This window comes from Roseovarius sp. A46, assembly GCF_004126395.1.
Taxonomy (GTDB): domain Bacteria; phylum Pseudomonadota; class Alphaproteobacteria; order Rhodobacterales; family Rhodobacteraceae; genus Roseovarius; species Roseovarius nitratireducens.
Window position 1 is genome coordinate 51,575 of record NZ_PVWS01000018.1, and the last position, 20,063, is coordinate 71,637.

Here is a 20,063-nt window from a genome sequence, read left to right on the forward strand (position 1 = left end):
GGCTACGTTCCCTGCTTATCTGGCCGCATGGCGCAAACGGTTGAAATGCCCCTTTGGGCGCTGATCCTGCTGGTGGCCTTTGCCGCCGTTACCTTCGCAAGCCATTTCCTGTTCCCGTCCGTCCGCTGGTTCTTTCGTCGCCGGATGGAGCGCGCGGTTGCGCGGCTCAACGCGCGGCTGGAGCGACCCATCGAGCCGTTCAAGCTCGCCCGCCGCCATGACATGATTCAGCGGCTCATCTACGATCCGGCGGTGCTGCGCGCGGTGACAGCAGAGGCACAGACAGAGGGCATTCCCGAAAACGTCGCTTTCGAGCGCGCCCGCCGCTACGCCCGCGAGATCGTCCCGAGCTTCAGCGCGAGCCTCTATTTCGGCTTTGCCATCCGCGCGGCGCGGGTGCTGAGCCGGACGCTCTACCGGGTGCGGCTAGGGAATTTCGACGAGAAGCTCGGCGGCATCGACCGCGAGGCGACTGTGGTCTTCGTGATGAACCACCGCTCCAACATGGACTACGTGCTGGTCACGTGGCTGGCTGCCGACCGCTCGGCCCTCAGTTATGCCGTGGGCGAATGGGCACGGGTCTGGCCGCTGTCACGGATGATCCGGGCGATGGGGGCCTATTTCATCCGGCGCCGGTCGCGCGGGGCTCTCTACCGCCGGGTGCTGGCGCGCTATGTCGGGCTGGCGACCGACGGCGGCGTGACCCAGGCGGTGTTCCCCGAGGGCGGGCTGAGCCTCACCGGCATGTTACAGCCGCCGAAGATGGGCCTGCTCAAATACCTCGTGGAAGAGCGCAGCCCAGATGCGCGCGACGTGGTGTTCGTGCCGGTGGCGCTCAATTACGACCGGGTGTTCGAGGACCGGTTGCTGGTCGCAGCCGCAGAGAAAGGCGCGCGGCGATTTCCCGCGCGCATCTCGGTGGTGGCGCGATTCGTGCTCTGGCAAGTCTGGCTCCGGCTGCGGGGCCGTTATCACCGGCACGGCTATGCCGCCGTCAGCTTCGGCGCGCCGCTGTCGCTTGCGGCTTTCGAGCGTGACGACCCCGGCGGAGGGGTCGAAAAACTGGCCGAGACTCTGATGGCACGGATCGGCGCCGAGGTGCCAGTACTGCCGGTGCCGCTCGTCGCGCGGGCGCTCATCTGCGCGGGTGGCACGCTCGACCGCGCGGCGCTCGATACGGCGGTGGCCGGAATGCTTGCGCAGGTGCCCCGGGCAGTGCCTCGTCCGGAAGAGGATGACGAAGACGGCGCAACGGCGGTGGCGCGGTTTGGCCTGCGTGCGCTGACCGACCGCGGCATCGTTTCGCAGGAGGACGACCAGGTCCAAATCGTTCCCCGAGAGCGCGCGATGGTGCGGTATTACGCGGCCTCTATCGCCCACCTCTTTCGCGAGTGCAGCGAGGATTGATACAGGTATTCTGCATTCGCAAGGTCATAAAATTACAAAAACATAGCCTGACGCTATTGCAATATTACCTCTCCGACAGTATCCCGTGGTCAGACCGCCGCGATTCTGCATTGCGGCATCCGCGCACAGGAGACAGGTGATGGCCTTGGACACGCATACCGGTATCGCGCCCTACGAGGCGCCCGAGAAGGACCTCTACGAGATCGGCGAAATGCCCCCGCTGGGGCATGTCCCGAAGCAGATGTACGCCTGGGCCATCCGCCGCGAGCGTCACGGCGAACCGGAAACCTCATTTCAACAGGAGGTGGTCGATACCTGGGAGATCGACAGCCACGAGGTGCTGGTTCTGGTGATGGCGGCGGGCGTCAACTACAACGGTGTCTGGGCCGGGCTAGGTCAGCCAATCAGCCCGTTTGACGGCCACGGGGCCGAGTATCACATCGCGGGATCGGACGCGGCTGGCATCGTCTGGAAGGTGGGCGACAAGGTCAAGCGCTGGAAGGTCGGCGACGAGGTGGTGATCCACTGCAACCAGGACGACGGCGACGATGAGGAGTGCAACGGTGGCGATCCGATGTTCTCGCCCACGCAGCGCATCTGGGGCTACGAGACGCCGGACGGCTCATTCGCCCAGTTCGCGCGGGTGCAGGCGCAACAGCTCATGCCGCGCCCCCGCCACCTGACATGGGAGGAGAGCGCGTGCTACACGCTCACCCTTGCCACTGCGTACCGGATGCTGTTCGGCCACGCGCCGCATGATCTGAAACCCGGGCAGAACGTGCTGGTGTGGGGGGCGTCGGGGGGGCTCGGCTCCTACGCGATCCAGTTGGCCAACACGGCAGGCGCTAATGCGATCGGCGTGATCTCTGACGAGAGCAAGCGGCAGTTCGTGATGGACCAGGGGGCCAAGGGTGTCATCAACCGCAAAGAGTTCGATTGCTGGGGTCAACTGCCCAAGGTGAACACGCCAGAATACAACGCGTGGCTCAAGGAAGCGCGGAAATTTGGTAAGGCTATCTGGGACATAACCGGCAAAGGGGTCAGTGTGGACATGGTGTTCGAGCATCCTGGCGAGGCGACCTTTCCGGTGTCGAGCCTGGTGTGCAAGAAGGGCGGCATGGTTGTGATCTGCGCAGGGACGAGCGGGTTCAACTGCACCTTCGACGTGCGCTACATGTGGATGCACCAGAAGCGCCTGCAGGGCAGCCATTTCGCCCATCTCAAGCAGGCGTCGGCGGCCAACAAGCTGATGGTCGAGCGGCGGCTAGACCCTTGTATGTCAGAGGTTTTTCCCTGGGCCGATATCCCGCGGGCGCATACCAAGATGCTGCGCAACGAGCACAAGCCGGGCAACATGGCGGTGCTGGTTCAGGCACCGCGCACCGGGCTTCGGACGGTCGAGGACGTGATCGAGGCCGGGCGCGGCTGAGCCGCCGAACCGGACATGACAAGGCCCGCGGGAGGTGTCCACCGCGGGCCTTTTTTCATGTCGGTATCACGTCGGTATTCTGTCGGTATTCCGACGGTGCAATTTCAGACCGCGAGGTTGGGGATGATCTGCTTCTTGCGGCTCATCACGCCGGGCAGGACCACCACGTCGCCCGAGACGGTGGCGCCAAAGCTCTTCTCGGCGACGGTCTTGACCAGATCGTTCGGGACCAGGAGCGTCGCCTCTTCGTTGAGGATGTCCACCACGAACAAGAGCACCTGATCGACGCCATCCTCGGCGGCGACGGTCGTCATGCTGTCCATCAGGCTCGCCTTGCGGTCGAGCACGGTGGCGGGGGCGGTCGTCTCCAGCACGCTGACGCGGAATGCCTTGCCGCCGACCTCGTATTCCTTGGAATCCATCCGCAGCAGCTCGGCATCGGAAAAGGCCGAGACGTCGGACTTGGCGGCGAACATCTCGGCGGCGTAATCGGGGATCGAGACACGCAGATCGGCGGCGAGGCGCTCGGCCACCGCCTTGTCGTGGTCGGTCGTGGTGGGCGAGCGGAATTCGAGCGTGTCGCTGAGGATGCAGGTCAGCGCCGCGCCCTTCATCGCCTCGGGCATTTTCGCGGCATCGTCGCCCATGAGGTCGACCATGATCGTCGCGGTGCAGGCCAGCGGGCGCACCGTGATGTCGATGGGCCCTTTCGTCTCCAGCCCGCCGACGAGCTTGTGGTGGTCGATGATCGCGCGCACGTCGGCGTCATTGATCGCCTCGGGCAGTTCCGCCGGGTTGTTGGTATCGACGATGACGCAGGGCTGACCGGCCTCGACGCCCTCGATGATGCGCGGCTTGGGCAGGTTCCAGCGGTCGAGCATGAAGGCGGCCTCGGTATTGGGCTCGCCGAGGAGGACGGGCTCGGCATCGCCGCCCTGCACCTCGTTGAGATACCACGCCCACAGGATGGGCGAGCCGGTGGAATCGGTGTCGGGCGATTTGTGGCCGAAGACGAGTGTGGTCATGGGTCTGTCCTGAATGCTGCGGGTGTTTCGCGCGCCTTATAGGGATGTGGGGGCGGGTTGTCACCCACCAATGCTGCACTGCGGCGAAGGGGGTCTGACCACAGCTCGTGTACGCCATCTAGCATGAGGTAACCGATGGGAGCAGGTTGGCGGGCACGGGCACGCCAGCCTTGAGCGAAACGGTCAGGTGAGGGATGGGAGCCCGAAACCTGTGTTGCGTCGGGTCGGGGCAGTTACCGGGGAATGGCCTAAAGCGGACGGTCGGGACTTGACCCTGGCGCGGAATCGAGGGCGAAGCCCGCCGCGCCATCGCCAGGCCGCCCCCCGGACTGGCGATATCGTTAAGTATACACACCGCCTGAAGGTCTTGCGGATTCTGAGAAATAAAGTGCCCTGAAAAACCGTCGGATCGCCAGCCCGCGGCCTGTCGATGTCCCGGCTCATCCAAAGGCAGATCAAGGCCAAACGCACCCTCATGTCTCTGTCTGCCACAGACCGCTCCGTCCCGCGCATCTCCCATCAAACCTTCATGCGCGCGACCGGCGGTCCCGCAGAGACAGACCACCCCCCATTCACTCAGGACGCCACCGCCTGCACCGCCCCTGTCACCAGCACCGCGCCGCCCACCACCAGCCCGTAGCCCACCAACATCAACAGCCCGTCGCGGGCGAACATGCCGGTGGCGAAGAGTGCTGTGGCCGAGGCGAGGATCGAGGTGAGGAAGGGCACGAACTCGATCAGCGGCATGAAGAAGGAGACGGTGGCGCAGATTGCCAGCGCGGGGATGTTGCCGGGCTTGTCGGCGAGCCATGTCAGCCGTTCGTTTATCAGCGGGTCGATCCACGCGACCGGGCCACGCAGCGCGCGCAGGACGCGGGCGAAACGCGCGGCGTCGAGCGCGCGATCCAAGAGCACGCGCGGCAGCCAGATCCGATCGTGCCCCAGCAGCATCTGCAACGCCACCAGCCCCACCAGCGCCGACAGGATGCTCGGCACGCCGGGCACAGCCGAGGCGGGCGAGACAAGAACGAGGCTAGGCACCAGAAGCATCGGCGTGAAGGCGCGCGGGCCGAGGATGGCCAGCACCTCGCGCACCGACACCGCGCCGTCGCCCGTCTCTGCCTCGATCCGGTCGAGCAGGCGGGTCAGGTTGTCGTTCGGAGGGGCGGGGCGGATGGTCATCGGGCCTCTTTCGCGGCGGGTGGCGGTCGACCGGGAAATAGCCGCTTGCGGGCGGGTTATCCAGCGTCGTGGCTTCGCGTTCTTTTTCTCGAACGAAGGAGTTGACAGGCTTCCTCGCACTCCCTACTTCTGCGCCGTTAGCACTCGAATGGAGTGAGTGCTAATGATCCCCGCCGGGGATCATTCAATAGGGAAACTTTGAGCCAAGGAGCCTCGAAGATGGCATTCAAACCGCTGCATGACCGCGTGCTCGTCCGCCGCGTGGAGAGCGAAGAAAAAACCGCCGGGGGTCTTATCATCCCCGAAACCGCCAAGGAAAAGCCGCAGCAAGGCCAGGTCGTCGCCGTTGGCGACGGTGCGCGCAAGGACAATGGCGAACTGATCGAGATGGCCGTCAAGGCCGGTGACACGGTCCTGTTCGGCAAGTGGTCCGGCACCGAGGTCACGATCGACGGCGAAGAGCTGATGATCATGAAGGAAAGCGATATCCTCGGGATCATCGACGACGACAAGGCCGCCAAGGCCGCCTGAAGGCCGCGCATCGTCTGACCCGGAAACAACGAATAAGCAGGAGTATCCGAACATGGCTGCTAAAGACGTACGATTCGATACCGACGCCCGCAACCGCATGATGCGGGGCGTCAACACCCTGGCCGACGCGGTCAAGGTGACGCTCGGCCCCAAGGGCCGCAACGTGGTGCTGGACAAGAGCTTTGGCTCGCCGCGCATCACCAAGGACGGCGTGTCTGTCGCCAAGGAAATCGAGCTTGAGGACAAGTTCGAGAACATGGGCGCGCAGATGGTCAAAGAAGTGGCCAACCGCACCAATGACGAGGCCGGCGACGGCACCACCACCGCCACCGTGCTGGCACAGGCGATCGTCCGCGAAGGCATCAAGTCCGTGTCCGCGGGCATGAACCCGATGGACCTCAAGCGCGGCATCGATCTCGCGACCAAGAAGGTCGTCGAGCACATCAAGGCGGCGGCGCGCAAGGTCGAGAATTCCGAGGAAGTCGCGCAGGTCGGCACCGTGTCTGCCAACGGCGAGAGCGAGATCGGCCAGATGATCGCAGACGCGATGCAGAAGGTCGGCAACGAGGGCGTCATCACCGTCGAGGAAGCCAAGGGCCTCGAGACCGAGACCGAAGTGGTCGAGGGCATGCAGTTCGACCGTGGCTATCTCAGCCCCTATTTCGTCACCAACTCCGACAAGATGATCGCCGAGCTTGATGACTGCCTCATCCTGCTGCACGAGAAGAAGCTGTCGAGCCTCCAGCCGATGGTGCCGCTGCTCGAGCAGGTGATCCAGTCGCAGAAACCGCTGCTCATCATCGCCGAGGACGTCGAGGGCGAGGCGCTCGCCACGCTCGTGGTCAACAAGCTGCGCGGCGGCCTCAAGATCGCGGCCGTCAAGGCGCCGGGCTTTGGCGATCGCCGCAAGGCCATGCTTCAGGACATCGCGATCCTCACGGGCGGCCAGGTGATCTCCGAGGATCTGGGCATGAAGCTCGAATCGGTGACGATGGACATGCTCGGCTCGGCCAAGACGGTGAACATCACCAAGGACGAGACCACCATCGTCGACGGTCATGGCAGCAAGGACGAGATCGAGGCGCGCGTCGCCCAGATCCGCACCCAGATCGAGGACACCACCTCGGATTATGATCGCGAGAAGCTCCAGGAGCGCGTGGCCAAGCTTGCCGGTGGTGTGGCCGTGATCCGCGTCGGCGGCATGACCGAGACCGAGGTGAAGGAGCGCAAGGACCGCGTCGATGACGCGCTCAACGCGACCCGCGCCGCGGTGCAGGAAGGCATCGTCGTCGGCGGCGGCGTGTCCCTCGTGCAGGGCGCCAAGGCGCTCGACGGGCTGACCGGGGCCAACACCGATCAGAACGCCGGGATCATGATCGTGCGCAAGGCGCTCGAATCGCCGCTGCGCCAGATCGCCGAGAACGCGGGCGTGGACGGATCGGTTGTCGCGGGCAAGATCCGCGAGAGCGACGATCTCAAGTTCGGCTACAACGCGCAGACCGACGAATATGGCGACATGTTCAAGTTCGGCGTGATCGACCCGGCCAAGGTGGTCCGCACCGCGCTCGAGGATGCAGCCTCGATCGCTGGCCTGCTGATCACCACCGAGGCGATGGTGGCCGACAAGCCGCAGAAAGAAGGCGCCGGTGGCGGCGGCGGCGGCATGCCCGACATGGGCGGCATGGGCGGCATGATGTAAGTCAGCCCCCGGCCTTTGAAGCCAAGGGAAAGGGTCGCGCAGTGCGCGGCCCTTTTTTTGTTCGGGCCGTGGCGTGTTTGAGTATTTGAGGAAAGATGAAGGGGGCGGATCAGCCCTCTTCGGCCAGCAGCGCGCGCAGCCCGCTGCGGTAATCGGGGTGGAGGAGGCGCACGCCGAGTTCCTCCTTGATGCGCCGGTTCGAGACGCGTTTCGATTCGGCATAGAACGAACGCGCCATCGGCGTCATCTCGGCCTCGTCAAACGGGATTGCCTCGGGCACCGGCAGGCCCAGCAAGTCGGCGGCGTGGGCGATCACGTCCTCGGGCGGAGCCGGGTCGTCGTCGCAAAGATTGTAGACGGCGCCAGGGCGGGGGCGGTCGACGGAGGCTTCGAGCACCTGAGCGATATCGTCGACGTGGATGCGACTGAACACCTGCCCCGGCTTGACGATCCGCCGGGCGGTGCCTTGTCGCACCTTTTCGAACGGGCCGCGCCCGGGGCCGTAGATACCCGCGAGGCGGAAGATGTGCAGCGGCAGGCCGGGAATGGATTGCCATTCGGCCTCTGCCGCGACGCGCCGCTGCCCGCGGGTGGTGGAGGGGGTGAGCGGGGTGGTCTCGTCCACCCAGCCGCCCTGATGGTCGCCGTAGACGCCGGTGGTCGAGAGGTAGCCCGCCCATTCCAGACCGGGCGCGGCTGCGGCGATGGCGTCGCGGTGGCGTGCCAGCACCGGATCGCCCGCCTCGGTCGGGCCTGCGGAACTGAGCAGGTGGGTGGCCTCGCCCAACGCGGTGGTCACATCGTCCCGGTCCCACAGGAGCGGCGTGACCCCCTCGGCGCGCAGGGTATCGGCCCTGGCCGGGTCGCGGGTGGTGCCCAAGACGCGCCAGCCCCGCGGCAAGAGCCGCCGTGCCAGCGCCCGCGCCGAATAGCCGTGACCAAAGGAGAGAAGCACCTTGCCCATGCCCGGTTCATCGCCCGGCGCGGCGCGATTGGCAAGAGGCGGCGCCCGCTTGCGCCGCGGCCGCAGCGCGCCGGGCGCACGCCCTCGCCCGTCCGTCGGTTCCGGTGACGCGGCCTCTGGACAGCCCCCGGCGGCGGTGGCACGGTTTGATCAAACGTGTAACCCTTGCCGGAGACAGCCCCATGAAGGACGACAATTTCCTGCGCGAGATGAATGGCCGCGACATGTGGCAGCCGATGGGCCACCCGGGCGACGCGCGATCCAACCCGCCACGCATCATCAAGAGCGCCGAGGGCGTGCGGCTGACGGATATCGACGGGCATTCGGTGGTCGATGCCGTGGGCGGGCTGTGGTGCGTGAACCTGGGCTATTCCAACGACGCGGTGAAGCAGGCGATCGCCGATCAGCTTTGGCAGTTGCCCTATTACTCGGGCTTTGGCGGCACCACCAACCCGGCCTCGATCGAGGCCGCCTATGCTGTGCGCGAATTCTTTGCTGATGACGGGATGGAGCGGGTGTTTTTCACCTCGGGCGGGTCGGACAGCGTCGACACGGCGCTGCGGCTGGCGCGGCAATACCACCGCCTGCGCGGAGAGCCCACGCGCACCAAGTTCCTCAGCCTCAAGAAGGGCTATCACGGCACCCATTGGGGCGGGGCGAGCGTCAACGGCAACAATCGCTTTCGTATCAATTACGAGCCGTTGCTGCCCGGCTGTTTCCACATCCCCGCGCCCTACCCCTATCGCAATCCGTTTGACGAAAGCGATCCGGCGCGGCTGACCGAGAAGATCGCCGCCGCGATGGTGGACGAGATCGAGTTCCAGGATCCATCGACCATCGCCGCCTTCATCATGGAGCCGATCCTCGGCGCGGGCGGGGTGATCGTGCCGGACGCGTCGTTCATGGGCCGCATGCGCGACATCTGCGACCGCTACGGTATCGTGATGATTTCCGACGAGGTGATCTGCGGCTTCGGGCGCACCGGCGACTGGACCGGCGCGCGGCACTGGGGTGTGCAGCCCGACATGGTGACGATGGCCAAGGGCGTGACCTCGGGCTATTTCCCCGTGGGCGGTGTGCTCGTCTCGGGCGATGTGGCCGAGGTGTTCGAAGCAGCGGATGCGCGCGGCACGCTGTGGACTGGCTATACCTATTCCGCCCATCCGGTCGGGTCGGCGGCGGTGGTGGCGTGCCTGTCCGAAACGCTGCGTCTGGATACCAGGACCAACGCAGGCCAGCGTGGCACGCAGCTTTACGAGGGCGTGCGGCGACTGGCCGAAAAGTACGACATCATCGGCGATGTGCGCGGCGGGCACGGGTTGTTGACCGGGATCGAGATCGTGTCGGACCGCGACGCCAAGACACCGATGGACGCCGAGACGATGCAACGCATCCACACCGCCACCTATGAGGCGGGCGCGATGGTGCGGCTGGGCGCGCACAACATCCTGATGTCGCCGCCACTGGTGATCAGCGAGGCCGAGATCGACGTGATCCTCTCGGCGCTCGATGCCGGGTTCTCGGCGGCCTGACGCGGTGAAACATCTTCTGGCAGCGGTCGTGCTCTGGACCGCCACGGCGCGGGCGGCGCAGGCCCATGCGACCGAGCAGGGCTTTGTGCTGTTGTTGCCCACCGATATCTACATCGCCGCCGGTGGCGCGGTGGTGGTGCTGACCGTGGTGCTGCTGGCGGTGCTGCCGGGGCGCGTGGCGGCGGCGGCGTTCCGGCCCGTGACGCTGTGGCGCACGCGGGGCAAGGGGCTGGCCGGTCAGGCGGGCCGCGTGCTGGCGGTGCCGCTGCTGGTCTGGCTAGTCTGGCAGGGCTGGGCCGGATCGCGCGACCCGCTGGGCAATCCGCTGACGCTGGCGGTGTGGGTGGTGTTCTGGATGGCGCTGGTGAGCGCGCAAGGTGTGGTCGGCGACCTGTGGGCGCGGATCAACCCGTGGGGCGGTGCGGCGCTGCTGCTGGCGCGGGTCCGCCGGCGCGCGCCGCTGCACTATCCGCGCGCGATGGGTCACTGGCCGGGGGTCATCGGCTTTCTCGGCTTTGCCGGGTTCCTGCTGGCCGATCCCGCGCCCGCCGATCCGGCGCGGCTGGCGCTGGTGGCGGGGGGCTACGCGCTGGCGATGCTGGCCGGCGTGGTGCTGCTCGGGCGGCGCTGGCTGGTGCGCGGCGAGGCGCTTACGCTGTTGATGCGAGCCTATGCGCGGGTGGCCGCCGTGGGCCGATGGGACGGGCGGCGCGCGCTGGGTCTGCCGGGCTGGCGGATCGCGCGGGGGCGGCGGCCTGCGCCGGGTCACGCCGTACTGCTGTTGCTGTTGCTGGGCAGCGGCAGTTTCGACGGGCTCAACGAGACCTTCCTGTGGCTCGACCTGCTGGCGATCAACCCGCTGGAATTTCCGGGGCGGTCGGCGGTGATCGGTCCCAATCTCGCCGGGCTCGCGCTGGCCAATGCCGCGTTGCTTTTGGTGTTCAGCGGCGCGCTGTGGCTGGGCGCGCGGCTGGCGGGCATGCGCGAGGGGGTGGCCGCGCTGTTTTGCCGGTTTGCGCCCACGCTGCTGCCGATCGCGCTGGCCTATCACATCGCGCATTACCTGCCGTCGCTGCTGCTCGACGGGCAGTACGTGTGGGCCGGGATCGCCGAGGCGCTGCACCTCGGCCATCCCCACGTCACTGCCGGGTTCATGAGCAGCCCCGGCCCGGTGCGCGCGATCTGGCTGGTGCAGGCGGGAGCCGTGGTGGTGGGGCATGTCATCGCGCTGATGCTGGCGCATGTGATCGCGCTGCGCGCCGGGCAGTCGGCGTGGCGGGCCACGCTGGGGCAGGCACCGCTGGCGCTGTTCATGGTGGGCTATACGATATTCGGCCTGTGGCTGTTGGCCACGCCGCGCGGTGCCTGAGGCGAAAGAGGCTGGACAGGGGGGGCGGGCTTGCGCATGTTGCGCGCGCGGTGATCCTTGCCGCAAGTGCGAAAGACCGAAGCGGAGACCCGCCAATGACCGTCAAGACCAAAGCCACCACCACGCGGCGCGGCGCCATGCGCGCGCTGACAGGCGGCATCGCCGCGGCGAGCCTGCCGATGTGGGCGCGCTACACCCAAGCCCAGAGCGCGGCCCCCATCCGCATCGGGTTTCAGCAGCACCGCACCGGCATCGGCGCGGCCTATGGGCGCTGGTACGGTCGGGCGACCGAGGCGGCGGTCCAGCTCATCAACGAGGGCGGCGGCATCAACGGACGGCCCGTGGAGATCGTCGCCGAGGATGACGGCACCGATCCCAAGCGCGGCGCCGAGGTGGTCGAGAAATTCGCCAATCAGCACAAGGTGGACGTGGGTTTTGGCACGCTGTTTTCCCATGTCGTCATCGGCTCTGCCCCGCGCGCGGGCGAGCTGAAGCTGCCGTATTTCGTGGTCTCGGAGGGCACGCATGTCTCCTCGGGGATGCTCAACCGATACACGCTCCAGCCCGGCATCACGGATGTGAGGAGCCAGGTGATCTCGATGGCGCCCTTCATCACCGAAACGCTGGGCAAGAAGGTCACGATGATCTTTCCCGATTACGGGTTCGGCTATGACCACCGCGACGCGCTCGGCCCCGCCATCGAGGCGCAGGGTGGCGAGATACTAGAGCGGATCGCGATTCCGCCGACCGAGACCTCGTTCACCCGCTATTTCCCGCGCATCCCGCGCGACACCGAGGTGCTGTATCATGTCATGGTCGGCCCCGGCGTGCTGACCTTCGTCAAGGAGCTGGGCGAGTTCTTTGGCGGGCAGGGACCGGAGTTGTTCGGTTTCATCGACAGCCTCGAAGCGGTGGCGATCGACAGCCCCGGCCTCGAATTCCTGGAGGGCAGTCACTTCTGGGAAGGCATGTGCCGCCACGCGCAGCCCGACGACAGCGAGCACGCGGCGGCCTATCGCGCGGCGGTGGGCGTGGACGACCGCGGCGCGGCGCTGAGCGATGCGCGCGACGTGTCCACCTATGGCCACATGTTCGGCTGCTGGGAGACGCTGCACGTCATCAAGGCGGGGATGGAGGCGGCGGGATACGCTGGCCCGCAGGATCGTGCCGCGCTGATCGAGGCGGTGGAGGCGATGGAAGACATGCCCGAGAGCCTCGCCCACCCGCAGGGGGCCAAGCGTTTCAACGGGCGCACGCACCAGGTATTTGGCCACCAGAACATCAGCCGGGTCGAGGGCGGGCGGCTCATTCGCGTGCATCGCACCTCGATCGAGGATACACTCTATCCCGACATGGTGGATTACACGACACAGCCATTCTGAGGGAGGGCCGAGCGTGACGGCGGGCATCCTGCGCATGATGGGGGCGCTGGCGCTGGTGGCGCTGACCGCCTGCGGCGGGCCGCCACCCGCCGCCACGCCGGACGAGGTGTCGCGGCTCGCCGCCGCAATCGCGTCGCTCGGGCCGGAAGTGGATCGCGACGAGGCGCGACGTGCGGCGGAGATTTCCTACGCGCACAGCCACCGCCTTGCCCTCGAATACGAGATCACCGACCCGCCGATCATCCACAACACCAAGGTCAATCTCGGCATCAAGCCGCGCGGCCTGTGCTGGCACTGGGCGCATGACATGGAAAAGCGGCTCGCGCAGGAGCGGTTTGCCACGCTCGACCTGCACCGCGCGGTGGCCAACGCCGACAACGCCTTTCGGCTGGAACACTCCACCGCCATCGTGAGCGCGAAGGGCGCAGATTATGACGACGGGATCATCCTCGATCCGTGGCGCAAGGGCGGACGGCTGACATGGATGCCGGTACGCGAGGACGACGCCTATAACTGGGAGCCGCGCAACGCGGTGGTCGCGCGCGCGCTGGAGCGCAAGCACGGGCAGATCGTGACGCTGACCGACGATCAGCGCATCCTGATGGGCGGCGCGGAGTTCGTCCCGGAATGACCGTGGCGCGCCGCTGATGGAATTCGGGCCTCACCTCGTACTCGCGCTTATCGAAGGCGCGGTAACGGCGGCGGTGCTGGCGCTGACGGCATCGGGGCTGAGCCTCGTCTTCGGGGTGATGCGGGTGGTCAACATCGCGCATGGCGAGTTCTTCATGCTGGGCGCGGTGATTGCGTGGTGGATCACGCAAGGCATCGGCGGGCATCCCGGTTGGGGCTTCGCCGCCGCAATGGTGGCGGCGCCGCTGATGGTGGGGGCGCTGGCGGTGGCGGCGGACCTCACGGTGCTGCGGCGACTGTCCTACGATCCAGAGCGCACCATCGTGGCCACCATCGGCCTGCTCTACATCATCCAGCAACTCACACTGATGACCTACGGCCCCGAGGCGCGACCGGTGGTGGCCCCGTTCGACGCGCGCATCGCGCTGCCCTGGCCCGAGCGGGGCGCGGAGGGTTGGCAGATCGGCTGGCCTTGGGGGCTCAGTACCACCGCCTGGAAACTGGCGGTGATCGGCGCGGCGGCGGCAATGGTGGGGGCGCTGTGGCTGTTCATGTCGCGCACGCGGGCGGGGCTCGTGCTGCGCGCCACGCAGGCCGACCGCGAGATGGCCACCGCCTTCGGCATCCCCGTCGAGCGGGTCTACGCGCTCACCTTCGGGCTGGGCGCGGGGCTGGCGGCACTGGCCGCGGTGCTGATCGTGCCGATCCGGCAAGCGCATTACCTGATGGGGGGCGATCCGCTGCTCCTGTCTTTCGTGGTGGTCATCATCGGCGGGCTTGGCAGCCTGCCCGGCACGCTGCTTGCGGCGGTACTGATCGGGTTGTCGGACGGGATCATCTCGGTGTTCTTCTCGCCGACGCTGGCCAAGATCGTCGCCACGCTGATGGTGGCGCTGGTGCTGGTGTTCCGGCCACAGGGCCTGTTCGGGACACGCGCGCCATGAGGGTTCTGGCGCTGCACCTGGGCCTGCTGGCGGTGCTGGGCGCGCTGCATTTCACCCTGCCCGCCTATCACCACGGCAATCTCGCGCGGGTGATGGTGCTGGCAAGCTATGGCATCGGCTACAACCTGCTGTTCGGCTATGCCGGACTACTGAGCCTCGGACATGCACTGTTCTTTGCCTCGGGCATGTATGGCGCGGGGCTTCTGGTACAGCATGGAGGCGCGGGCGCGGGAGCCGCGATGCTGGCCGGGACGGTGGCGGCGGCGGTGGTCGCGGCGGCGCTGGCGCTGGTGGCGTTGCGCACGCGCGGCGTCGCGTTCATGATCGTGACGCTGATGTTCGCGCAGGCGGGATACCTGACGATCCTGTATTTCGGGGACTGGACCGGCGGCGACGAGGGCTTCGTTTTGCCGCAGGCGGGCCGGATGCTGCTGGGCCTCGACCTTGGCACCGCCAATGCGCGGTACCTCGCGGCGCTGGCGCTGTTCTCGGGCTGCTTGGTGGGGAGCCTCGCGCTGGCGCGCGCACCGTTCGGGCGGGTGCTGGTGGCGATCCGCGAAAACGAGGAGCGCGCGCGGATGCTGGGCTATGACACGCAGGCGCACAAGCGCGGGGCGATGATCCTGTCGGGGGCGATCTCGGGGGCGGCGGGGGCGGCCTATGCGATCCTGTTCGGCTATGTCGGCGCAAGCTTTGCCGAGGTGCAATACTCGATCCTGCCGCTTCTATGGGTGCTGCTGGGCGGGGCGGGCACGGTGCTGGGGCCGTTCGTCGGCGCGCTGTTCATGTTCTACCTGATCGACCTCGCCTCGGGGGTGACGAGCGCGTACATGCTGATCGCCGGGGTGGCGCTGGTTCTGCTCACGCTTTACGCGCCGCAGGGCCTGATGGGCGAGGTGCGGCGCAGGCTGTGGCGGGGGCTGCCATGAGCCTGCTGCGCGTGCGGGGGCTGACCCGCGATTTCGACGGGCTGAGGGCAGTGGATGGCGTCGATCTCGACATCGTCGAGGGCGAGGTACGCGCGCTCATCGGCCCCAACGGCGCGGGCAAGACCACGCTGGTGGGCATGATCGCGGGGCGCATCGCACCAAGCGCGGGGCGGGTGACGTTCGACGGGCGCGACATAACGCATATGCCCGCGCACCGGCGGATGCGGCTGGGTATGGCCTACACGTTCCAGATCACGTCGGTCTTTGCCGGGCTGTCCGTGGTCGAGAACGTGGCGCTCGCCGCCCGGCGGCGGGCGCGGGGTGCGGCGGTCGGGTCCGCGGTGGCAGCGGCGCTCGACCGGGTCGGCCTCGGGGATCGCGGGGCCGAGATGGCGGGCGACCTGGCCTACGGTCATCAGCGATTGCTGGAGATCGCCATGGGCATCGCGCAGCGCCCGCGCCTCCTGATCCTCGACGAGCCGACGCAGGGTCTGGCCAAGGGCGAGATCGCGGGTTTCGGACGGCTGGTGCGCGATTTGGCGGGCGAGACGACGATCCTGCTGATCGAGCACAACATGGACGTGGTCATGGCGCTGGCCGGGCGGATCACCGTGATGGACGCGGGCCGGGTGCTGGCCGAGGGCACGCCGGGGGAAATCCATGCCAACCGCGCGGTGCAGGCGGCCTATCTGGGGGGCGGGGGCGATGCTGCGGCTGGATGAGATCGTGGCGGGCTATGGCCGGTCGCAGGTGCTGCACGGGGTATCGCTGTCGCTGGAGCGGGGCGAAATCCTGTGCCTCATGGGGCGTAACGGCGCGGGCAAGACCACGCTTTTGCGCGCGATCATGGGGCTGGTGCCTCTGTCGGGCGGGGCGATCACGCTGGGAGATGAGCGGCTCGACCGGTTGCCCGCGCACCGGGTGCCGCGTGCGGGGCTGGGCTATGTGCCGCAGGGGCGGCGGCTCTTCGCGGGGCTGAGCGTGGCCGAGAACCTGGAGATCGGGCTGATGGCGCGCGGCGGTGACAGCGGCTTGCGCGACGAGGTGCTGGGCCTGTTCCCGCGCCTTGCCGCGCGGTTGGGTCAGCGGGCCGAGACGCTGTCGGGCGGTGAGCAACAGATGCTCGCGCTGGCGCGGGCGCTGTGCCTGCGCCCCGATGTGCTGCTCCTCGACGAGCCGACCGAGGGCCTGCAGCCTTCGATGATCGCCGCCATCCGCGAGGTGGTCGCGGCCAGGCGCGACGCGGGGGTAGCGGTGCTGCTGGTCGAACAGCGGCTCGACGCGGTGCTGCCGGTCGCGGACCGGGTCGCGTTCCTTGAAAACGGGCGCATGGGCCCGGTGGTGAGCGCGGGCGCCCTGCGCGCCGACCGCTCGGTGGCCGATCGCTATCTGGGCGTGTGACCCTCGTCAGCGCAGGTAAAGATCGGCGTACCGCCCGGTTCCCTGGTCCGAGATGAAGCGCAGGGTATCGCCGCGCTGCCGCACCGCCTGGCAATTTGCCCCAAGTTCCATGCTGCCCCAGTAGAGATCGCGGCAGAAGTGCCCCTGCGCCCAGCGCCACGCGCCCGACACGTCACGACCAAAGGCGCGGCCCCGGATGCGGCCATCGGGCGTCACCTCCAGCCGGATGCCAAAGCGCGTCAGGTCGCGCCCCTCGATCAGCGACACGAATCGGTCACGCTCGGTCACCTGCGCGAATTCGGCCTGCGCCGCCATCGGCGCGACGAGCAGACCCAGCAGGACAAACACCAGACGCATCTCTCACGACCCTCCACATTCCTGTGTCCGGTCATGATACGCGGGCGCGTGCCGCCCGGATCACTCGCGCGAAAGGCCGAGCACGTCGATCATGTCATACTCGCCAGGCTTTTTCCCCTGCCCCCAGAGCGCGGCGCGCAGCGCACCACGCGCGAAGATCGCCCGGTCAGTGGCGACATGGCGCAGGATGATCCGCTCGCCCGTGCCGGCAAAGATCACGTCATGCTCGCCCACGACGTCGCCGCCACGGATCGCGGCAAAGCCGATATGGCCCTGCTCGCGCCGCCCGGTGATGCCGTCGCGACCGCGATCCGCCACCCGGTCCAGCATCACGCCGCGCCCCTCGGCCGCCGCCTCGCCCAGCATCAGCGCGGTGCCCGAGGGCGCATCGACCTTCTGGTTGTGATGGGCCTCGACGATCTCGATATCGAACGCCTCATCGAGGGCGGCGGCCACCTTTTTCGTCATCTGCACCAGCAGGTTGACTCCGAGGCTCATGTTACCCGCGCGCACGATCACCGCGTGCCGCGCCGCGGCCGTCAGGCGCTTTAGGTCGGCGTCGTCGAACCCGGTCGTGCCGATCACGTGCACAACCCGCGCCTGCGCGGTCAGCGTCGCCATCTCGACGCTTGCCGCGGGCGCGGTGAAATCAATGACCGCATGCGCTTGCGCCACCAGCTCCAGCGGATCGTCGCTCACCGTGACGCCCATCTCGGCCTCGCCCATCGCGTGGCCGAGATCCTGCCCGATCCAGTCGTGGCCCGGTCGCTCCAGCGCGCCGATGAGCCGCGCCTTGGTACTCTCGCCCACCACGCGGGCCAGCATCCGCCCCATCCGTCCCGATGCGCCGTTGATGACAATGCCTGGAAGTTCACCCATGCCGCCCGCTCCTGTCCTGCGTTGGCCCCTTGCATAGCCCGCGCCCCCGCAACCGGCAAGCGGATGGCATTGATCTCGCCCCGTCCTTGCGCGCATAGTCCGCGCCACACGCCCAAGCCAGAAGGACCACCAATGGAGCCGCGCCAGATCACCGAAGACTTCTCCGTCGCGCCGCAGATCACGCCCGAGGACATCCCCGCTATCGCCGCCGCGGGGTTCCGCTCGATCATGTGCAACCGCCCCGATGACGAAGAGCCGGGCCAGCCCCACGAGTCCGCGGTCACCGAGGCGGCCCGCGCCGCCGGGCTCGAGACGTGCTGCGTACCGTTTTCCTCGGCCACCATGACAGAGGCCGATGTCGCGGCCTTTCGCGCGGCGCTCGACGACATGCCCAAGCCCATGCTCGCCTATTGCCGCACCGGTACGCGCTGCACGATGATGTGGAGCCTTGTCAATTACGACACGCTCGGCGCCGAGGCCATCCTGCGCGCGACATCGGCGGCAGGCTACGACATGTCGGGCCTCGTGGCGCAGCTTCAGGCCCGGCGATGAGCCCGTGGCGCCTGTGCGGCCATGACGGCACCGGGGGCCGTGCGCTGACGCTCGATGGCGCGCGCATCCGGGACGAGGCCTGGGGCGAGACGGCAGAGGCGGCGCTTGCCGCGCTCGGGTCCACCTCTGGCCCCGTGTTTCGCATCGGCGACGGCGTGGCCGTGCCGCTGCCCGCCGCGCTGCTGCCCGACACCGTGGGCAGCGGCCTGCCCGGCCTGACGCAGGAGACCCCGCCAGACTGCCTCGACGGCTGGACGCGGCTGATGCTCATTGGCCTCGCCGGCACGCCGCCGCACCATGACGGCATCGCCTGCGTCGCGACCCCCACGCTCGCGCATTGGGTGCACCTGAGCGCGGGCGAGGCGGTGAGTTGCCAAAGCTTCCTCACCCCCCGCCTCGCCACCGCCCTCGGCGCCGCCGAAGAGGCCGACGCGGAGGCGCTCGCCGACACGCTGAGCCGCCCCGAGCGCCTTGCCGCACATCTGCGCGTGGCCGAAGTGCGGGGTGCGCCCGCCGCCCTCACCGGCCACCTTCTGGGGGCCGAACTGGCCGCCGCGCGGCCCTATTGGCTGGGGCAGGAGGTCAACCTTATCGGCCCCGAGGCGGCAACCGGCGCGCGGGCCGCGGCGCTCGAAGCGCAGGGCGTGCCGGTCACGCGGCACGACCCCGACGACCTGCTGGCCCCGGCTGTCGCCGCGCTTGCCGCCCGGCGCGACGGAACCGCCTGAGCACGCCGGAAATATTCCGTCGCCGTCCATTGAACGCGCCTCGGCGCGGAGCCAGATATCGGCGGCCCCGCTCATCGAAAGGACGGCAGGATGATCGACATTTGGCTTCCCCTCGCGGGCGGACTCGCGCTGCTCATCGTCGGCGGAGACCTGCTGGTGCGGGGCGCGGTGCGCGTGGCCGAACGGCTCGGCATCTCGCCGCTCGTGATCGGCCTCACGCTGGTGGGCTTTGGCACCTCCACGCCCGAGCTGGTGACCTCGGTACAGGCCGCGCTTTCGGGCGCGCCGGGTATCGCGTGGGGCAACATCGTCGGCTCCAACATCGCCAATATCCTGCTCATCGCCGGGGCCTCGGCGCTGCTTTTTCCCATCGCCGTCACCGAACCCGCGCTGCGCCGCGACGCGATGGTGATGCTGGCGGTGGCCGCGGTCTTTTCCGGGTTGGCGGCGTTCTCCCCGATGGGGCGCGGGATCGGCGCGGCGCTTTTGCTGGCGCTCGCCGTCTACGTGATCCTGACCATCCGGAACGACCGCGCCGCCACCGCCGGCGCGCTGCACGACAAACAGGCCGCGCTCGCCGCGCTCGACCCTGCGCTCGCGCCCCTGCCCGCGCGGACCGGGGGCCTGATGGTCCCGCTCCTGATCGCGCTGGGCGGGCTTGCGCTGGTGATCGGCGGCGGCGCGGCGCTGGTGCGCGGGGCGGTGGCGCTGGCGCAGACGCTTGCCATCCCGGAGACGGTGATCGGCCTGACCATCGTCGCCGTCGGCACCTCGATGCCCGAACTGGTGACCTCGGTGATGGCCGCGATCCGGCGGCAGGGCGACGTGGCCTTTGGCAATATCGTCGGCTCCAACATCGTCAACATCCTCGGGATCGGCGGGGTGACGGCGCTCATCGCGCCGGTGCCCGTGCCCGCCGCCATCGCCGGGTTCGACGCGCCGGTGATGCTGGCGGCGACGGTTCTGATGGTGCTGCTCGCGGCCACCGGGCTGCGCGTCTCGCGGCGGGAAGGGGCGCTGCTTCTGATGGGTTACGTCGCCTATCTCGCGGTGCTCTGGCCCTGACCCGCCGTCCCGCGAAGCCCAGCGTTAACCATTCCTAAACGCCTGTTGCGCTAGGCGT

At 68.0% G+C, this 20,063-nt stretch carries 20 protein-coding genes; 15 read left to right on the forward strand and 5 right to left on the reverse strand.

Going from position 1 to position 20,063, the window contains the following annotated elements; translation table 11 throughout:
• Positions 1–27 precede the first annotated feature (27 nt).
• Complete coding sequence (locus C6W92_RS10990) at positions 28–1,407, forward strand: 1-acyl-sn-glycerol-3-phosphate acyltransferase (protein WP_129433038.1); 1,380 nt, start codon at positions 28–30, stop codon at positions 1,405–1,407.
• 139 nt (positions 1,408–1,546) lie between these two features.
• Positions 1,547–2,836 (forward strand): crotonyl-CoA carboxylase/reductase, encoded by a 1,290-nt coding sequence (gene ccrA, locus C6W92_RS10995; protein ID WP_104019854.1) that lies wholly within the window; start codon positions 1,547–1,549, stop codon positions 2,834–2,836.
• A 104-nt stretch (positions 2,837–2,940) separates the two neighbouring features.
• Here ccrA and C6W92_RS11000 read toward each other — a convergent pair whose 3' ends face one another.
• Both C6W92_RS11000 and C6W92_RS11005 read right to left on the reverse strand, forming a co-directional pair.
• Positions 2,941–3,861, reverse strand: a complete 921-nt coding sequence (locus C6W92_RS11000) for a manganese-dependent inorganic pyrophosphatase (RefSeq protein ID WP_129433040.1) — start codon at positions 3,859–3,861, stop codon at positions 2,941–2,943.
• 576 nt (positions 3,862–4,437) lie between these two features.
• Positions 4,438–5,043 (reverse strand): exopolysaccharide biosynthesis protein, encoded by a 606-nt coding sequence (locus tag C6W92_RS11005; RefSeq protein WP_129433041.1) that lies wholly within the window; start codon positions 5,041–5,043, stop codon positions 4,438–4,440.
• Between the two features lie 219 nt (positions 5,044–5,262).
• Here C6W92_RS11005 and groES point away from each other — a divergent pair, with 219 nt between their 5' ends.
• Both groES and groL read left to right on the forward strand, forming a co-directional pair.
• A complete protein-coding gene (gene groES, locus C6W92_RS11010) occupies positions 5,263–5,574 on the forward strand; it encodes a co-chaperone GroES (protein ID WP_129433043.1) in 312 nt (103 codons plus the stop codon).
• 52 nt (positions 5,575–5,626) lie between these two features.
• The gene (gene groL, locus C6W92_RS11015; RefSeq protein ID WP_129433045.1) at positions 5,627–7,273 is read left to right on the forward strand and encodes a chaperonin GroEL; all 1,647 of its coding nucleotides are present in this window, start codon (positions 5,627–5,629) and stop codon (positions 7,271–7,273) included.
• Between the two features lie 109 nt (positions 7,274–7,382).
• Here the strand turns inward: groL and C6W92_RS11020 are convergent, their stop codons facing one another.
• On the reverse strand, positions 7,383–8,237 hold the full coding sequence (locus C6W92_RS11020) for an SDR family oxidoreductase (RefSeq protein ID WP_129433047.1): 855 nt from the start codon (positions 8,235–8,237) through the stop codon (positions 7,383–7,385).
• Positions 8,238–8,419: 182 nt separating this feature from the next.
• Here C6W92_RS11020 and C6W92_RS11025 point away from each other — a divergent pair, with 182 nt between their 5' ends.
• The 8 genes from C6W92_RS11025 (at position 8,420) to C6W92_RS11060 (ending at position 16,424) form a co-directional block, all read left to right on the forward strand.
• Complete coding sequence (locus C6W92_RS11025; protein ID WP_129433049.1) at positions 8,420–9,769, forward strand: aminotransferase class III-fold pyridoxal phosphate-dependent enzyme; 1,350 nt, start codon at positions 8,420–8,422, stop codon at positions 9,767–9,769.
• A 4-nt stretch (positions 9,770–9,773) separates the two neighbouring features.
• Positions 9,774–11,138, forward strand: a complete 1,365-nt coding sequence (locus C6W92_RS11030) for a hypothetical protein (RefSeq protein WP_129433051.1) — start codon at positions 9,774–9,776, stop codon at positions 11,136–11,138.
• Between the two features lie 137 nt (positions 11,139–11,275).
• The gene (locus tag C6W92_RS11035) at positions 11,276–12,520 is read left to right on the forward strand and encodes an ABC transporter substrate-binding protein (protein WP_241691139.1); all 1,245 of its coding nucleotides are present in this window, start codon (positions 11,276–11,278) and stop codon (positions 12,518–12,520) included.
• A gap of 37 nt (positions 12,521–12,557) precedes the next feature.
• Positions 12,558–13,151 (forward strand): hypothetical protein, encoded by a 594-nt coding sequence (locus C6W92_RS11040; RefSeq protein ID WP_241691140.1) that lies wholly within the window; start codon positions 12,558–12,560, stop codon positions 13,149–13,151.
• Between the two features lie 16 nt (positions 13,152–13,167).
• Positions 13,168–14,094, forward strand: coding sequence for a branched-chain amino acid ABC transporter permease (locus tag C6W92_RS11045; RefSeq protein ID WP_129433054.1), 927 nt, complete (start codon positions 13,168–13,170; stop codon positions 14,092–14,094).
• Complete coding sequence (locus tag C6W92_RS11050) at positions 14,091–15,023, forward strand: branched-chain amino acid ABC transporter permease (RefSeq protein WP_129433056.1); 933 nt, start codon at positions 14,091–14,093, stop codon at positions 15,021–15,023. Before C6W92_RS11045 ends, C6W92_RS11050 begins: the two co-directional genes overlap by 4 nt.
• A complete protein-coding gene (locus tag C6W92_RS11055; RefSeq protein WP_129433058.1) occupies positions 15,020–15,745 on the forward strand; it encodes an ABC transporter ATP-binding protein in 726 nt (241 codons plus the stop codon). The genes C6W92_RS11050 and C6W92_RS11055 overlap by 4 nt, the downstream gene beginning before the upstream one ends.
• Positions 15,729–16,424, forward strand: coding sequence for an ABC transporter ATP-binding protein (locus C6W92_RS11060; RefSeq protein ID WP_129433060.1), 696 nt, complete (start codon positions 15,729–15,731; stop codon positions 16,422–16,424). Before C6W92_RS11055 ends, C6W92_RS11060 begins: the two co-directional genes overlap by 17 nt.
• A gap of 6 nt (positions 16,425–16,430) precedes the next feature.
• On the opposite strand, the gene C6W92_RS11065 is transcribed toward C6W92_RS11060, so the two are convergent.
• Entirely contained in the window at positions 16,431–16,781 is a 351-nt protein-coding gene (locus C6W92_RS11065; RefSeq protein WP_129433062.1) for a dihydrodipicolinate reductase, read from the reverse strand.
• Positions 16,782–16,841: 60 nt separating this feature from the next.
• Entirely contained in the window at positions 16,842–17,660 is an 819-nt protein-coding gene (dapB, locus tag C6W92_RS11070) for a 4-hydroxy-tetrahydrodipicolinate reductase (protein ID WP_129433064.1), read from the reverse strand.
• 132 nt (positions 17,661–17,792) lie between these two features.
• Between dapB and C6W92_RS11075 the strand changes: the two genes are divergently transcribed.
• The 3 genes from C6W92_RS11075 to C6W92_RS11085 all read left to right on the forward strand — a co-directional run bounded on the left by C6W92_RS11075 (position 17,793) and on the right by C6W92_RS11085 (position 20,005).
• Entirely contained in the window at positions 17,793–18,212 is a 420-nt protein-coding gene (locus C6W92_RS11075) for a TIGR01244 family sulfur transferase (protein WP_129433066.1), read from the forward strand.
• Complete coding sequence (locus tag C6W92_RS11080; protein ID WP_129433068.1) at positions 18,209–18,940, forward strand: 2-dehydro-3-deoxygalactonokinase; 732 nt, start codon at positions 18,209–18,211, stop codon at positions 18,938–18,940. The genes C6W92_RS11075 and C6W92_RS11080 overlap by 4 nt, the downstream gene beginning before the upstream one ends.
• 90 nt (positions 18,941–19,030) lie before the next feature.
• Positions 19,031–20,005: a calcium/sodium antiporter gene (locus C6W92_RS11085; RefSeq protein WP_129433070.1), complete on the forward strand. Its 975-nt coding sequence runs from the start codon at positions 19,031–19,033 to the stop codon at positions 20,003–20,005.
• Positions 20,006–20,063 lie beyond the last annotated feature (58 nt).

Bases quoted from the DNA above. Each gene is read 5' to 3' on its own strand.
- C6W92_RS11000 (WP_129433040.1), bottom strand. From the start codon at position 3,861: ATGACCACACTCGTCTTCGGCCACAAATCGCCCGACACCGATTCCACC.
- ccrA (WP_104019854.1), top strand. From the start codon at position 1,547: ATGGCCTTGGACACGCATACCGGTATCGCGCCCTACGAGGCGCCCGAG.
- C6W92_RS11005 (WP_129433041.1), bottom strand. From the start codon at position 5,043: ATGACCATCCGCCCCGCCCCTCCGAACGACAACCTGACCCGCCTGCTC.
- C6W92_RS11050 (WP_129433056.1), top strand. From the start codon at position 14,091: ATGAGGGTTCTGGCGCTGCACCTGGGCCTGCTGGCGGTGCTGGGCGCG.
- groES (WP_129433043.1), top strand. From the start codon at position 5,263: ATGGCATTCAAACCGCTGCATGACCGCGTGCTCGTCCGCCGCGTGGAG.
- dapB (WP_129433064.1), bottom strand. From the start codon at position 17,660: ATGGGTGAACTTCCAGGCATTGTCATCAACGGCGCATCGGGACGGATG.
- C6W92_RS11055 (WP_129433058.1), top strand. From the start codon at position 15,020: ATGAGCCTGCTGCGCGTGCGGGGGCTGACCCGCGATTTCGACGGGCTG.
- C6W92_RS11085 (WP_129433070.1), top strand. From the start codon at position 19,031: ATGATCGACATTTGGCTTCCCCTCGCGGGCGGACTCGCGCTGCTCATC.
- C6W92_RS11020 (WP_129433047.1), bottom strand. From the start codon at position 8,237: ATGGGCAAGGTGCTTCTCTCCTTTGGTCACGGCTATTCGGCGCGGGCG.
- C6W92_RS11060 (WP_129433060.1), top strand. From the start codon at position 15,729: ATGCTGCGGCTGGATGAGATCGTGGCGGGCTATGGCCGGTCGCAGGTG.
- C6W92_RS11035 (WP_241691139.1), top strand. From the start codon at position 11,276: ATGCGCGCGCTGACAGGCGGCATCGCCGCGGCGAGCCTGCCGATGTGG.
- C6W92_RS11040 (WP_241691140.1), top strand. From the start codon at position 12,558: ATGGGGGCGCTGGCGCTGGTGGCGCTGACCGCCTGCGGCGGGCCGCCA.
- C6W92_RS11065 (WP_129433062.1), bottom strand. From the start codon at position 16,781: ATGCGTCTGGTGTTTGTCCTGCTGGGTCTGCTCGTCGCGCCGATGGCG.
- C6W92_RS10990 (WP_129433038.1), top strand. From the start codon at position 28: ATGGCGCAAACGGTTGAAATGCCCCTTTGGGCGCTGATCCTGCTGGTG.
- C6W92_RS11080 (WP_129433068.1), top strand. From the start codon at position 18,209: ATGAGCCCGTGGCGCCTGTGCGGCCATGACGGCACCGGGGGCCGTGCG.
- C6W92_RS11075 (WP_129433066.1), top strand. From the start codon at position 17,793: ATGGAGCCGCGCCAGATCACCGAAGACTTCTCCGTCGCGCCGCAGATC.
- C6W92_RS11045 (WP_129433054.1), top strand. From the start codon at position 13,168: ATGGAATTCGGGCCTCACCTCGTACTCGCGCTTATCGAAGGCGCGGTA.
- C6W92_RS11025 (WP_129433049.1), top strand. From the start codon at position 8,420: ATGAAGGACGACAATTTCCTGCGCGAGATGAATGGCCGCGACATGTGG.
- groL (WP_129433045.1), top strand. From the start codon at position 5,627: ATGGCTGCTAAAGACGTACGATTCGATACCGACGCCCGCAACCGCATG.